The sequence below is a fragment of the Actinocorallia sp. API 0066 genome, assembly GCF_020991275.1.
In the GTDB taxonomy this organism is placed as follows: domain Bacteria; phylum Actinomycetota; class Actinomycetes; order Streptosporangiales; family Streptosporangiaceae; genus Actinocorallia.
Genome location: NZ_JAJLQY010000003.1, coordinates 549,813 through 562,278 on the forward strand (window position 1 = coordinate 549,813; position 12,466 = coordinate 562,278).

The window sequence follows — 12,466 nt, forward strand, 5'->3', positions numbered from 1 at the left end:
GCACCTTTCTTCGGGGGGCCTGCTGTCAGGCGTTCTGGGTGAGGCTCTGGTGCGCCGCCGCACGCCGCGCGTACACGACAAGCAGGGGCGCGCTCACCGCGAGCAGGAGCGCGGGCACGAGGGTGAAGCCCACAGTCAGCCCGCTCAGGGCCGTCGCGGACTGCGCGACCTTCTCCGAGTCGTCGCTGGAGACGAACCCCGTCACCGCCAGGACGAGCGCGTAGACACCACTTCCCAGGGCCATCGCGCCCGTCTCGGCCGCCGTCCAGACGCCGGTGAACGCGCCGGACTGCGCCTGCCCGGTGCGTCCGGCGTCGGCGTGGACGGTCTCGGGCAGCAGCGACAGCGGGAAGAGCTGGAGCGCCGCGTACCCGGCCCCGACGAGCGCGGTGAGCGCGAACACGGGCAGTTTCACCCCGGCGGTGAGCGCCGGGTGCAGGCCGAGCGCGGCGGCCGTGAACAGCGCGACGGCGGCCAGGTAGCAGGGCACCGCGCCGAACCTCCGGCCGAGCCGGCTCCACACCGGGACGGCGACGGCGCTGAGCCCGACCATGCAGACGAACAGGACGGTGGTGAGGCCGTCGTCGCCGAGCCGGTATTCGGCGACGTAGGGCGCGCCCGCCAGCATCACCGCGACAGCGAGGGACTGCACCGTGAACGCGCCGAGCAACGCGAAGAACGGCCGGTTGCCTCGGGCGAGCCGCAGCGCGGCGGCGAACCCGAGCTGGCGCGGGCCGGGCGACGACCTGATCCACCGGGTGGAGAGCGTGGAGCCGAGGAGCGCGGCGGCCAGCGCCGTGCCGATGACCACGCCCATGAGGAGGTAGCCGCCGCGTCCGTCGCCGCCGAGCCCGACGAGCGCGGGCGCGAGGCCCCCGGCGAGCAGGATGCCGAACGTCAGCGCGACGATCCGCCAGGCCATCGCGCGGGACCGCTGTTCGGGCAGATCGGAGATCTCCGCAGGAAGCGCCACGTAGGGCACCTGGAAGGCGGCGAACGCGCTCGCGGCCAGCAGGAACGCGGCCATCGCCCAAGCGGCGCCCGCTCCCCCGGTGAAGGGCGAGGCGAACATGAGCGCGAACAGCACGGGCAGCGTCGCCGCGCCCAGCAGCAACAGCCTTGTGCGGCTTCCGGTGCGCACCGCCTCGCGGTCGCTGAGCGCGCCCACCCACGGGTTCAGGAGGACGTCCCACGCCTTGGGCAGCACGAGGACGACGCCCGCGACGGCGGCGGGCACGCCGAGCGAGTCGGTCAGGTAGTACAGCAGGAGCAGGCCGGGCACCGCGCTGAAGATCCCCGTGCCCACGGAGCCGACGGCGTAGCCGAACAGCCTGCCGCGCGGGACGGGCGCGGCCGGGAGGGCGTCGTTCATGGCATCACTTTCCGATCGCGAGGGGGAGGCGGGCGCGCGACGTCATGGGGCGGGCTCCAGGCCGAGGAGCCCGTCGGTGAGGCGGTGCAGGGCGGCGCGGAAGCGGGCGAGCGCCTCGGGGTCGTCGGTGCGGCGGCGCCTGCCCTGGGCGTCGGGGACGCCGCCGCGCGCGAACCCGTGCACGGTCCAGATGACGGACCAGATCGCGTACTCCACGTCGGCGCCGGGCGCGGCGACGGGGCGGGCCAGCGCGACGAGGCCGGTGACGAGCGGGTGGACGTGCGCGGCCTCGAAGGAGGCGACGTCGGCGGCGTCGGACAGCCACCGGTGCATCCACAGCGCGGGGATCTGCGGGTGGGCGACGCAGAAGTCCAGGTAGCGGTCCACGACGAGGTGGACGTCGGCCGGGCCGGAGAGCAGGCCGGGCCGCGCGCAGGCCGCGAGCGCGGCTTCCAGGGCCGCCCGTTCGGCTTCGGCGGCCCTGGTCATGACGGCGAAGTAGAGGTCGCGTTTGCCGCCGACGTGGTAGTTGACCGTGGCGATGTTGAGGTCTGCCGCGTCGGCGATGCGCCGGGTGGAGGCGCCGTCGAACCCGCGCTCGGCGAACAGCCGGGTGGCCGCGTCGAGGATGCGGGTGACGGCGGGCTCCAGATTCATACCGAGAAGGTAGGATAAATCCCTCGCCCGGTCAATCGTTTGATGGAGAGAGCTCAGAGCCGTTCGAGCAGTGTCGCGTTGGCCAGGCCGCCCGCCTCGCACATGATCTGCACCGCGTACCGCGCGTCGTGCCTGTGCAGGGCGTGGACGAGCGTCGTCATGATCCGCGCGCCGCTCGCGCCGAGCGGGTGGCCGACGGCGATGGCGCCGCCGTGCACGTTGAGCTTGGCCGGGTCCACGCCGGTCTCCTGGAGCCAGGCGAGCGGCACGCTGGCGAACGCCTCGTTCACCTCGAACAGGTCGATCTCGGACAGCGGGACGCCCGTCCTGCGCACGAGCCTCTCGGTCGCGGGCAGAATCGCGGTGAGCATCATGAGCGGGTCGTCGCCCGCCACCGCGAAGCCACTCAGCCGGGCCAGCGGACGCATGCCGAGCCGGGCCGCCGTCTCGCCGCTCATGATGAGCAGGGCGGCCGCGCCGTCGTTGATCGGGCTGCTGTTGCCCGCCGTCACCGACCAGCCGATCTGCGGGAACCGCTCGGCGAAGTGCGGGTGCTCGAAGGCGGGCCGCAGCCCCGCGAGGATCTCCGGCGTAGTGGACGGCCTGATCGACTCGTCCGCCGTGACCAGCCCCGACGGGGTCGGCACCGGCGTGATCTCGGCGTCGAACCAGCCCCGCGCGGCGGCGTGCGCGGCCTTGGCGTGCGACTCGGCCGAGAACGCGTCGAGCGCGGCCCGGCTCAGCCCCCACTTGGCGGCGATCAGTTCGGCCGAGATGCCCTGTGGGACGAGCCCGTCGGAGAACAGCTCGGCGACGCCGGGCCCGAACGGGTCGGTGCCGGGCGGCACGTTGGAGCCCATCGGCACCCGGCTCATCGACTCCACGCCGCACGCGACGGCGATGTCGTAGGCGCCGGAGATCACGCCCTGGGCGGCGAAGTGCACCGCCTGCTGGGACGAGCCGCACTGCCGGTCCACCGTGGTGGCCGGGACGGTCTCGGGCAGCCCGGCCGAGAGCCAGGCGTACCGCGTGGTGTTAGCGGCCTGCTCGCCCACCTGGCTGACCGTGCCGCCGATGACGTCGTCGACCAGCGCCGGGTCGATCCCGCTCCGGGTGACCAGCGCGCGCAGGGTGTGCGCGAGCAGCTCGACCGGGTGCACCTCGGCGAGGGCGCCGCCCGGCTTGCCCCTGCCCACCGGCGTCCTGACGGCTTCGACGATGACCGCGTCCCGCATGGCCCGCTCCCCACATCAATAAGTTGGAAAACCCAACCCATTATGCGCCCAGAAGGTTGGAAAAGGCAACCCTCGTTCGGTTGTCGAGGAAACCCAACGTTTACCGGCAAGTCACACGAAGCCGGGCGACGGAAACGCGGCGGGTGGAACCATGGCGCGGGGCGTTCCGGATCGGAGGTTGCGGATGCCTTTTGACTTCTCCACCGTCGATTCCGGCGCCACCGCCTGGGTGCTCGCCAGTTCCGCGCTCGTGCTGTTCATGACACCGGGTGTCGCGTTCCTTTACGGCGGCATGGTCAGGGCCAAGAACGTGCTCAACACCATGCTGCAGAGCTTCACCGTGATGGCGCTGGTCGGCGTCACCTGGGTGGCGGTCTCCTACTCGCTCGCGTTCGGCGGCGGCAGCGAGGTGATCGGCGGCCTGCACTTCGCGGGCCTGTCCAACATGGACGAGGTCGTGCCGGGCTTCACCGGCGACTCCGCCCAGTCGATCCCGCCGATCGCGTTCGCCGTCTTCCAGATGATGTTCGCGATCATCACCCCCGCGCTGATCACCGGCTCGGCGGTCGAACGCTGGCGGTTCGGGGCGTTCGTCCCGTTCATCGTGCTGTGGTCGGTGCTGGTGTACGCGCCCGTAGCGCACTGGGTGTTCTCACCGGACGGCTGGGCCTACAAGCTCGGCGCGCTGGACTTCGCGGGCGGCACCGTCGTGCACTGCAACGCGGGTGCGGCGGGCCTCGCCGTCGCCGTCGTGCTCGGCCGTCGCACCGGCTGGCCGCGCGCCCACATCGCCCCGCACAACGTGCCCTTCATCCTGCTCGGTGCGGCGATGCTGTGGTTCGGGTGGTTCGGGTTCAACGCCGGATCCGCCCTCCAGGCCGACTCCGTCGCCGTCTGGGCGTTCGCCAACACCAACACCGCGACGGCCGCCGCGCTGCTCACCTGGCTCGTCGTCGAGCGCATCCGGTACGGCAAGCCGACCGCGCTCGGCGCGGCCTCCGGCGTCGTCGCGGGCCTCGTCGCGATCACCCCGGCCGCCGGGTTCGTGGACGCCAAGGGCGCGCTGGCCATCGGGGTGCTCGCCGGGCTCGGCTGCTGCCTCGCCGTCCCGCTGAAGAGCCGCCTGAAGATCGACGACTCGCTCGACGTGGGCGGGCTGCACCTGGTCGGCGGCGTCATCGGCTCGCTGTGCGTCGGGCTCTTCGCCACCACCGAGATCAACCCGGGCGGGGCGAACGGCCTCGCCTACGGCGGCGACGCGCACCAGCTCGTCCTGCAGGTCGCGGTGGTCGCGGCGGTGACGGGCTACAGCTTCTTCGTCACTTACTTCATCGCGCTGGTCCTGGACAAGCTGCCGTCCCGGCGCAACCGCGTCTCGTCGCAGGACGAGACGGCGGGCCTGGACTTCGCGCTGCACGGCGAGACGGCCTACGAGAGCGACCGCCTGCACGGCGGCGCGCCCTGACGGCTCAGCACACCCCGATGTGCGGGGGCGGGCCGTCAGGGTCGAGCTTGCCCAGCATCGCCCGGCAGATCTCGCCGAGCTGCGCCGCCTGCTCGGGCGTGAGCTGGTCGAACAGGTTGCGGCGCACCGCCTCCACGTGGCCCGGCGCCGCCTCGACGACGACCGCGTAACCCGCGTCGGTAAGGGTGGCGATCGTGGTGCGGCCGTCCTCGGGGTGGCGGTGCCGGGTGACCCAGCCCTGCTCCTCCAGCTTGCGCACCGCGTGCGACAGCTTGCTGGCCGACCCCCGGGTGATCCGCGCCAGCTCGGTCATGGTGCGGGAGCGCTCCGGCGCCTCCGACAGCATCGCGAGGATGACGTAGTAGCTCTGCGGTAGGCCCGAATCCTGCTGGAGCTGGCGGTCGAGCGCCTCGCCCAGCAGCTGCGAGGCCCACAGATAGGCCCGCCACGTCGTCTGCTCCTCGTCGCTGAGCCACCGCACCATGGGGACGATTCTACGGATCTCGCGCGGGCGCGGGGCGCCGTCACGGCGGCTCCACCGGCGGCGGACCCTCCTCCTCGGTGAGGCGGGCGAACATCAGGAAGCGCGCGACCAGCTGCGGGTCGTCCAGGCGCAGGCGTTCTGCTATGTCGGCGAGGATCTTACGCTGCCGGCCGGGGGTCATCATGGCGCACCTGCCCCAACTCTGGTGATAAGCGGATATACCCACCAGGGACGCGTGCGACTCGTCCCAGATCCCGCAAAAGTTCACCTATAAGCAAGCACTTACTTTGTCGTGGTCAGGGCTCCTTGGCGGCGGCGTTGGCGGCCTCGATTTCCTCGGGGAGGTCGAAGGTCTCACGGAGGACGGGGGGCCTGAGGAAGACGGCCGCCAGGAGGCCGACGAGGGTGACGCCGGTGGCGACGAGGAAGATGTGGCCGGTCGCGTCGCCATAGGCGGCACGGACGATCTCCTGGATCGGAGCGGGCATCGCGGCGACGTCCAGGGTGCCGCCGCCTTGGTCGCCGGTGGTCGGGATGCCGGCCTTGGCGAGACCGTCCTTGATCTCGGCGGCGACGCGGGCGGCGAGCACGGCGCCGAGGATGGACACGCCCATCGTGCCGCCGAGCGAGCGGAAGAACGTCATGGCGCCGCTCGCCGCGCCGACGTCCCGCATCGAGACACCGTTCTGTACGACGAGGACGAGGTTCTGCATCGTCATGCCGACACCGACGCCGATCGCCGCCATGTAGACGCCGAGCAGCACGAGCGACGTCTTGTGGTCCATCGTGGACATGCCGACGAACCCGGCGAACAGCACGACGAGGCCGATGATGACGTGCGGGCGGACCTGCCCCGTCCGGGAGATGACGCGCCCCGACACCGCCGAGGAGACGAGCACGCCGAGCATCATCGGGAACGTCAGGAGGCCCGCCACGGTGGGCGAGTAGCCACGGCCGATCTGGAAGTACTGGCCGAGGAACACCGCGCCGCCGAACATCGCCATGCCGACGGCGAGGCTGGCGACGATGGCGAGCGCGGGCGTGCGCCGCCGCACCACGTGCAGCGGCACGACGGGCTGCGGGGCGCGCGCCTCGACCCGGACGGACGCGCCGAGCAGGACGACGGTGCCGCCGACCATCGCCGCGGTCTGCCAGGAGAGCCAGGCGTACTCGTCGCCGACGAACGTCACCCAGATGAGCAGCAGGCTGACTCCGGCGGCGATGAGCGTCGCGCCCAGGTAGTCGATCTTCACGTCGTCGCGCCTGAGCGTCGGCAGGCGCAGCGAGCGGTGCAGGACGAGGGAGGCGACGGCGAGGAACGGCAGCATGATGAAGAAGCACCAGCGCCAGCCGAGCGGCGAGTCCGCGATGACGCCGCCGAGCACCGGGCCGCCGACCGTCGCCAGCGCCATGACGCCGCCGAGGTAGCCGTTGTACTTGCCGCGCTCCCGAGGCGGGATGAGCGCGGCGATGACGACCTGCACGAGGATCTGCACCGCGCCCATGCCGACGCCCTGGATCGCGCGGAAGCCGATGAGCTGCCCCGTGCTCTGCGCGAGCCCGCACGCGACGGAGGAGACGGCGAACAGCACGATGCCGGTCTGGAGCAGCGCTTTTTTGTCGAAGAGGTCGGCGAGCCTGCCCCACAGGGGCGTCGTCGCGGTGGTGGCGAGGAGGGCCGCGGTGACGACCCACGTGTACTGCGACTGGGTGCCGCCGAGGTCCCCGAGGATCTGCGGCAGCGCGACCGACACGACGGTCGCGCTCAGCAGGCCCACGCCCAGCACGGCGAGCAGCGCGCCGAACGGTCTCATGATCTCCCGGTGGGTCATCCGATCCCCCGGTGTGTCGACTTGTGCCAACTCGGTTCTCCTCCGCTGTGGTCGAGCGCACGGCAGCCTATTGCACGTGATGCAAGTTTGCATCCCGTGCAGTTATTCCGCGACGGTGCGCCCGAACACCCCTAGGATGGGGACATGAGCGGAACGCAGGGCCTGCGCGAGCGGAAGAAGGCCGAGACGCGGCTGGCCGTGCACCGCGCGGCGCTGGGCCTCGCCGTCGAGAAGGGCTACGACGGCGTCACCGTCGAGGAGATCGCGGACACCGCGAACATCTCCCGGCGCACGTTCTTCAACTACTTCTCCGACAAGGCCGACGCGATGATGTACGGCGAGGAGGAACGGCACCGCAGGCTCGTCGCGACACTGCGCGACCGGCCCGCCGAGGAGTCCGGCTGGGTCGCGCTGCGCGCCGCGACCCTCGAACTGTTCGGCTCGTTCGACTCCCCCGACCGCGAGTGGATCGCGCGCACCCGGCTGGCCCGCCGCCACCCGCTACTGCTCGCCCGCCAGCTCGCCAACCTCATCCACCTGGAACAGCAGCTCGCGACACTCGTCGCCGAACGCGACGGCGACACCGGCGTCCGGCCGCGCGTCATGGTCTCCTCGCTGCTCGCCGCCCTGCGCGCGGCCACCAACGTCTGGCTCGACGACGAGGCGGGCTCGCTCGCCGAGGCGATCGAAGAGGGGCTCGACGTCCTGGCCGGGCCGTACTGACGGGGCCGTACGGACGGGTCAGGCGCGCACCGAGCGCCAGATCCGCTCGGGCAGCAGCCTCGCCGCCTCGTCCAGGTCGAGGCCCGGCGCCCCGGAGAGCCACCGTCTGACGGTCTCGGCGACCGGGCCGATGAGCAGCATCTCCACGTAAGCGGGCGGCAGATCCACCAGATCGCCCGCCGCGACGTAAGGGGCCAGCCAGTCCGTCATCCGGGCCAGCAGCGGGCCCTTCACCGCGGCGACGGTCGCGGTGTGCGCGGGCAGGAAGGCGGCGTAGGCGCTGGTGTGGATGAACGCGATCTCGGCGCGGTGCTCGCGCGCGAACGCCAGATAGGCGGCGGGAACCGCGCGGACCCCGTCGGCCGCGTTCGGCTGCGCCTCCAGGGCGAGCGTCACCTCGGTGAGCAGCGCGCCCATGCAGCGCGCGTACAGGGCGGCGGCGAGCCCGTCGAAGCTGCCGAAGTGGTGGTAGAGGCTGCCGCTGCTGACGCCGCTCTCCTTGATGACGGCGCTCATCGTGAAGCCCTCGCGGCCGTGCGCGGCGAAGACGGCGAGCGCCGTGTCCAGCAGGCGCCCGACCGTCTCGGGGGTGGTGCGGTGCCTAGGCGACATCGAACTCCGCGGCGGCGTCCCGCCACAGCCTGCGCGCCAGCGCCGTGTCCGTCGCGGGGGCGAGGAGCTCCTCGGGCTTCTCCTCGTTGTAGTACGTGCCCGACCTGGGCGCGTCCTCCAGCGCGAGCCGCACGACGGGCCTGGCGCCCGCCTCGGGCGTCCCCCACGAACGCTTGACGAGCCTCAGCAGCAGGCCGAGGGGGCCCGAGCGGGCGCCGAGGTTGGTGTTGACGACGCCGGGATGCACCGCGGTGATGGACACCCCCGCATCCTGCCACCGGTCCGCCCACAGCGGGACCGTCAGCAGGTTCGCCAGCTTGGTGTCGGCGTAGGTGCGGATCGTGCTGAAGTCCAGACCCTTCGGGGTGCGCTCGGGGTCCACCTTGCCCTTGAGGTACAGCCCTGCGGTCACCTGCACGACGCGTCCCCCGTTGGCCTTCAGGAGGTCCTCCAGGAGGTGGTTCAGGAGGAACGGCGCAAGGTGGTTGGTGAAGTACGCCTGCTCGAAGCCGTCCTCGTTCAGCGCCTTCTTACTCGGCCAGACGCCCGCGTTCTGCACCAGGACGTCGAGGTCGGGGGCGTGCTCGCGCAGCGCGGCGGCCGTCGCGCGGACGCCCCTGGCGGTGCCGAGGTCGCCGACGACGAGGCCCGCCAGGCCGCCGATCTCCGCGACCGCCCGCTCGCCCTGCTCCCTGTCGCGGGTGACGAGGACGACGCGGTGGCCGTCCCGCGCCAGCGCCGTCGCCGTCGCCCGTCCGATTCCGCGCCCCGCGCCCGTGATGACCACCGTCTTCGCCATGGGTGGGACCCTACGGTATTTCAGAGAGGTTCTCTAGAGATCCTCTCTGGAAAATCGCCCCGGCTCACGCGCTGACGTTCAGACCGAGGTTCGTCACCAGGTGGGCGGCCTGGGCGAGGTCCACCGTGGCGCCGCGCAGCGCCACCGCGTTCGGGTCCAGCTCGCCCAGCTCGCTGCCGCGCAGGTCGCACTCCAGCAGCGACGCGGTGCGCAGCCACGCCGCCGACAGGTCGCAGTCGCGCAGCGTCGAACCGTCAAGCCGCGCGCCGGTCAGATCCGCCTCCCGCAACCGCACCCCGGTGAACACGCTGCCCCGCAGATCCGCGCCCGGCATGCCCACGAACGACCAGTCCCCGCCGTCCACCTTCAGCAGCCCGTACTGACACCCGTCGAACATGCTGCCCGCCGCCTTGCACCCGGTGAACGCGGCGTCGAAGAACGAGCACCGGACGAACGCGCAGTTCACGTAGGCGCTCTCGGCGTGCGTCGAGGCGTTGAACCTCGTGTTCCGGAACGTGCACTCCTCGAACCTGCACCCCCGCACATCGACCTCCATCAGATCGACGTCCACGAACAGCACCCGGTGGAACTCCTCCCCCTCCAGATCACGCCACTCCCACTCCCCCGCCGTGACGGTGGACTCCGGCGGCAGCGCCGCCCTCCCACCCCTGCGATCAGCCATGTGACGACACTAGACACGGCCGGTGACAAAACGCGGCGGCCCCGTCGCGGCGCCCCACCGGGGCCGCGTCACCGCGCCCAGTCGGGCCGGTACGCCGGGTGGTGCGCGTACTGGGCGGCGAAGGTGCGCAGCAGCGTGGACAGCAGCGCCAGCTCGGGCGAGTCGCCGCCCTTCAGGCTGAGCTTCTCGAACCTCTCGATCACGGTCCGGTGCGCGGCGACGGCCCCGAGCACTCGCTGCGGGTCCATCCGCGCGATGTGCTCGGCGTAGGAGGCGTTCTCCGCGCGGGCGACGAACCCCAGCCGCTCCCAGTCCGTCCGGCCGGCCGCCTCGTCGGACGCCACCCGCACGACGCCGCCCGCGCCGACGGTCCAGGGCGCGCCCGCACACGCGCGCGCCACCGCCTCGTCCCGGTCGAGCCTCTCCTTCAGAAACCGCACGAGATCTTCCACATCCCCATCCTGCCCCGCACCACCCCGAACCATCGCCCCAACCATGAACTTCCCCTATTACCCCCGTTCTCCGACCAACCGCCCTCCGCCCGACGGGCGGTTCGCGCGGACCCGCGGGCGGGGTCGCGGGAGCCTGCAATACCCTGCTGATCGCGAACCCCGATCCCGAAAGGCCACCCCCTTTGCTCGCCGTCACACTCGCCGACATCCGGCTGTTCCTGCACGTGCTCGCCGCCACCCTCTGGGTCGGCGGACAGCTCACCCTCGCCGTCCTCGTCCCCGTGCTGCGCGGCTTCGACGGCGCCACCAAGGTGAGCGCCCGCCGCTTCAACCAGATCGCCTGGCCCGCCTACGCGGTCCTGCTCGTGACCGGCGTCTGGAACATGCTCGAACTCCCCGACGACTACCCCGCCGACGCGCAGACCACCCTGCACGTCAAGCTGGGCTTCTTCCTCCTCTCCGGCCTCGCCGCCTTCCTGCACACCCGCGCCACCTCCAAGCCCGCCCTCGCCATCTGGGGCGCCGTCGGCGCGCTCACCGCCCTCGGCGCGCTCTTCTTCGGCGTCCAGCTGGGCTGACCCGCCCTCGATAGGCAAGTCGCTGCCTGCCTATGCTGGGCGTGAAGGCAGACGATGTTCAAGGCGCTGGCCGATCCCCCCGGTGGCCCAGGCCCGGTCCACCGGAGGGCACACCATGAGGATCCACCTGACCAGCGTCTTCGTCGACGACCAGCGCAAGGCGCTGCGCTTCTACACCGAGGTGCTGGGCTTTGTGAAGAAGGTCGAGGTGCCCGTCGGCGAGGCGCTCTGGCTGACGGTCGTCTCGCCGGAGGACCCCGACGGCACCGAACTCCTCCTGGAGCCCAGCGGCCACCCCGCCGTCAAGCCCTACCAGACGGCGCTGGTCGCGGACGGCATCCCGGCCGCCTCCTTCGCCGTGGACGACGTGCGCGCCGAGTACACCCGCCTGCGCGGCCTGGACGTCCACTTCACCCAGGAACCGCTGGAGATGGGCCCCGTCACCACCGCCGTCTTCGACGACACCTGCGGCAACCTCATCCAGATCGTCCACACCAACTGACCCGTGCCGCCCGCCCACGGGTAAGGGCGTGGGGTGGGGAAGGCGGCGGTCGGTGAGGCGGGCGGGGTCGGGCCAGCGGACGTCGTGGGCAAGGCCGGCGCGTTCGAGGAGACGGATGAGGGCGGCGCTCGGGTCGCGCTGGCCGCCGAGCACGCCGTGCCGGGCGCAGGCGGGGTCGGCGTGGTGCCAGTTGTGCCAGCCCTCGCCGAAGGTGAGCAGCGCGACCCAGCGGACGTTCGTCGACCTGTCGCGGGTGGTGAACGCGCGGTCGCCGAAGCGGTGCGCGACGGAGTTCACCGACCAGGTGACGTGATGGACCACGGCGTACCTGACGAACCCGGCCCACAGCAGCGCCGTCCAGAAACCCGCCCAGGACCAGGAGAGCAGGCCGCCCAGGGCGGCGGGCAGCAGGAACGAGACGGCGACGAGCAGCGGATAGGCGGCGTCGATCCGGCGGATGTCCGGATCGGCGAGCAGATCCGGCGCCCAGTACCGGCGGCTCGACCGGCGGCGCGCGCTGTAGAACCAGCCGACCTGCGCGTGCAGCAGGCCCCGCAGCGGCGCGAGGCCGCGATCCCCGTACGCCCACGGCGAGTGCGGATCGCCCTCCTTGTCGGCGTACTTGTGGTGCCGCCGGTGCTCGGCCGCCCACAGCGTGGGCGGCCCCTGGACCGCGAGCGCCCCGGAGACGACCAGCGCCAGCCGCACCGGCCGGACACACTTGAACGACCGGTGCGTCAGCATCCGGTGGTACCCGACGCTGACGCCGAAGATGTTGACCGTGTAGAACACCGCGGCGAGCACCAGATCCCGCACGCCCAGACCGCCGCCCCACGCCGCCCAGGCGCCGACGCCGAGCGCCGCGAACGGCAGCACCACGAGCACCACGAGATAGGCGTGCCGCCGCGCAGGAGAGACCAGAACCGTCCCCCGAGCTGTGCTTGACGGGCCCGGGGGCTCCGGCATGTCGGACATTGGGCCTCCCCCGTTTCTCGTGTCGCCTCATGGGATCCGCTCGCCTCATTGGATCCGCACGAAGTGACGTTCGGTAGTGGCGCGGAGGACAGGAAATG

Annotated in this window: 14 protein-coding genes and 1 pseudogene; 4 read left to right on the top strand and 11 right to left on the bottom strand. The window is 71.9% G+C overall.

Annotated features, from left to right (window positions below; all coding sequences use genetic code 11):
• Positions 1-25 precede the first annotated feature (25 nt).
• From LO762_RS10345 to LO762_RS10355, 3 genes are read right to left on the bottom strand one after another with little or no spacing between them, the layout of a single operon-like run.
• Positions 26-1,372 (bottom strand): MFS transporter, encoded by a 1,347-nt coding sequence (locus tag LO762_RS10345; protein WP_230614348.1) that lies wholly within the window; start codon positions 1,370-1,372, stop codon positions 26-28.
• 42 nt (positions 1,373-1,414) lie between these two features.
• Positions 1,415-2,029, bottom strand: a complete 615-nt coding sequence (locus LO762_RS10350; protein ID WP_230614349.1) for a TetR/AcrR family transcriptional regulator — start codon at positions 2,027-2,029, stop codon at positions 1,415-1,417.
• A gap of 53 nt (positions 2,030-2,082) precedes the next feature.
• Positions 2,083-3,264 carry a thiolase family protein gene (locus LO762_RS10355; protein ID WP_230614350.1) on the bottom strand — a complete coding sequence of 394 codons (1,182 nt, stop codon included), beginning with the start codon at positions 3,262-3,264 and terminating at the stop codon, positions 2,083-2,085.
• Between the two features lie 184 nt (positions 3,265-3,448).
• Between LO762_RS10355 and LO762_RS10360 the strand changes: the two genes are divergently transcribed.
• Entirely contained in the window at positions 3,449-4,729 is a 1,281-nt protein-coding gene (locus LO762_RS10360) for an ammonium transporter (protein WP_230614351.1), read from the top strand.
• 4 nt (positions 4,730-4,733) lie between these two features.
• Here LO762_RS10360 and LO762_RS10365 read toward each other — a convergent pair whose 3' ends face one another.
• The 3 genes from LO762_RS10365 to LO762_RS10375 form a co-directional block, all read right to left on the bottom strand.
• Positions 4,734-5,213, bottom strand: coding sequence for a MarR family winged helix-turn-helix transcriptional regulator (locus LO762_RS10365; protein WP_230614352.1), 480 nt, complete (start codon positions 5,211-5,213; stop codon positions 4,734-4,736).
• A 40-nt stretch (positions 5,214-5,253) separates the two neighbouring features.
• A complete protein-coding gene (locus LO762_RS10370; protein ID WP_230614353.1) occupies positions 5,254-5,397 on the bottom strand; it encodes a hypothetical protein in 144 nt (47 codons plus the stop codon).
• Between the two features lie 112 nt (positions 5,398-5,509).
• Positions 5,510-7,027 carry an MFS transporter gene (locus tag LO762_RS10375; protein WP_230614354.1) on the bottom strand — a complete coding sequence of 506 codons (1,518 nt, stop codon included), beginning with the start codon at positions 7,025-7,027 and terminating at the stop codon, positions 5,510-5,512.
• 162 nt (positions 7,028-7,189) lie between these two features.
• Here LO762_RS10375 and LO762_RS10380 point away from each other — a divergent pair, with 162 nt between their 5' ends.
• A complete protein-coding gene (locus LO762_RS10380; protein ID WP_230614355.1) occupies positions 7,190-7,768 on the top strand; it encodes a TetR/AcrR family transcriptional regulator in 579 nt (192 codons plus the stop codon).
• Between the two features lie 18 nt (positions 7,769-7,786).
• On the opposite strand, the gene LO762_RS10385 is transcribed toward LO762_RS10380, so the two are convergent.
• The 4 genes from LO762_RS10385 to LO762_RS10400 all read right to left on the bottom strand — a co-directional run bounded on the left by LO762_RS10385 (position 7,787) and on the right by LO762_RS10400 (position 10,313).
• Entirely contained in the window at positions 7,787-8,380 is a 594-nt protein-coding gene (locus LO762_RS10385; protein ID WP_230614356.1) for a TetR/AcrR family transcriptional regulator, read from the bottom strand.
• Positions 8,370-9,179, bottom strand: coding sequence for an SDR family NAD(P)-dependent oxidoreductase (locus LO762_RS10390; protein ID WP_230614357.1), 810 nt, complete (start codon positions 9,177-9,179; stop codon positions 8,370-8,372). Before LO762_RS10390 ends, LO762_RS10385 begins: the two co-directional genes overlap by 11 nt.
• Positions 9,180-9,243: 64 nt before the next feature.
• Complete coding sequence (locus LO762_RS10395; RefSeq protein ID WP_230614358.1) at positions 9,244-9,861, bottom strand: pentapeptide repeat-containing protein; 618 nt, start codon at positions 9,859-9,861, stop codon at positions 9,244-9,246.
• A gap of 68 nt (positions 9,862-9,929) precedes the next feature.
• The gene (locus LO762_RS10400) at positions 9,930-10,313 is read right to left on the bottom strand and encodes a DUF6221 family protein (protein ID WP_230614359.1); all 384 of its coding nucleotides are present in this window, start codon (positions 10,311-10,313) and stop codon (positions 9,930-9,932) included.
• Between the two features lie 182 nt (positions 10,314-10,495).
• Between LO762_RS10400 and LO762_RS10405 the strand changes: the two genes are divergently transcribed.
• Together LO762_RS10405 and LO762_RS10410 are read left to right on the top strand one after the other, a co-directional pair.
• Positions 10,496-10,891, top strand: a complete 396-nt coding sequence (locus LO762_RS10405) for a CopD family protein (protein ID WP_230614360.1) — start codon at positions 10,496-10,498, stop codon at positions 10,889-10,891.
• 115 nt (positions 10,892-11,006) lie between these two features.
• Positions 11,007-11,393: a VOC family protein gene (locus tag LO762_RS10410; protein WP_230614482.1), complete on the top strand. Its 387-nt coding sequence runs from the start codon at positions 11,007-11,009 to the stop codon at positions 11,391-11,393.
• Positions 11,394-11,564: 171 nt separating this feature from the next.
• On the opposite strand, the pseudogene LO762_RS10415 reads toward LO762_RS10410, so the two are convergent.
• Positions 11,565-12,368, bottom strand: a pseudogene (locus LO762_RS10415) (acyl-CoA desaturase); the annotation flags it as partial.
• Positions 12,369-12,466 lie beyond the last annotated feature (98 nt).

Coding starts and splice junctions, on each gene's coding strand:
- LO762_RS10345 (WP_230614348.1), bottom strand. CDS start 1,372: ATGAACGACGCCCTCCCGGCCGCGCCCGTCCCGCGCGGCAGGCTGTTC.
- LO762_RS10370 (WP_230614353.1), bottom strand. CDS start 5,397: ATGATGACCCCCGGCCGGCAGCGTAAGATCCTCGCCGACATAGCAGAA.
- LO762_RS10365 (WP_230614352.1), bottom strand. CDS start 5,213: ATGGTGCGGTGGCTCAGCGACGAGGAGCAGACGACGTGGCGGGCCTAT.
- LO762_RS10350 (WP_230614349.1), bottom strand. CDS start 2,029: ATGAATCTGGAGCCCGCCGTCACCCGCATCCTCGACGCGGCCACCCGG.
- LO762_RS10385 (WP_230614356.1), bottom strand. CDS start 8,380: ATGTCGCCTAGGCACCGCACCACCCCCGAGACGGTCGGGCGCCTGCTG.
- LO762_RS10360 (WP_230614351.1), top strand. CDS start 3,449: ATGCCTTTTGACTTCTCCACCGTCGATTCCGGCGCCACCGCCTGGGTG.
- LO762_RS10410 (WP_230614482.1), top strand. CDS start 11,007: ATGAGGATCCACCTGACCAGCGTCTTCGTCGACGACCAGCGCAAGGCG.
- LO762_RS10390 (WP_230614357.1), bottom strand. CDS start 9,179: ATGGCGAAGACGGTGGTCATCACGGGCGCGGGGCGCGGAATCGGACGG.
- LO762_RS10380 (WP_230614355.1), top strand. CDS start 7,190: ATGAGCGGAACGCAGGGCCTGCGCGAGCGGAAGAAGGCCGAGACGCGG.
- LO762_RS10355 (WP_230614350.1), bottom strand. CDS start 3,264: ATGCGGGACGCGGTCATCGTCGAAGCCGTCAGGACGCCGGTGGGCAGG.
- LO762_RS10375 (WP_230614354.1), bottom strand. CDS start 7,027: ATGAGACCGTTCGGCGCGCTGCTCGCCGTGCTGGGCGTGGGCCTGCTG.
- LO762_RS10395 (WP_230614358.1), bottom strand. CDS start 9,861: ATGGCTGATCGCAGGGGTGGGAGGGCGGCGCTGCCGCCGGAGTCCACC.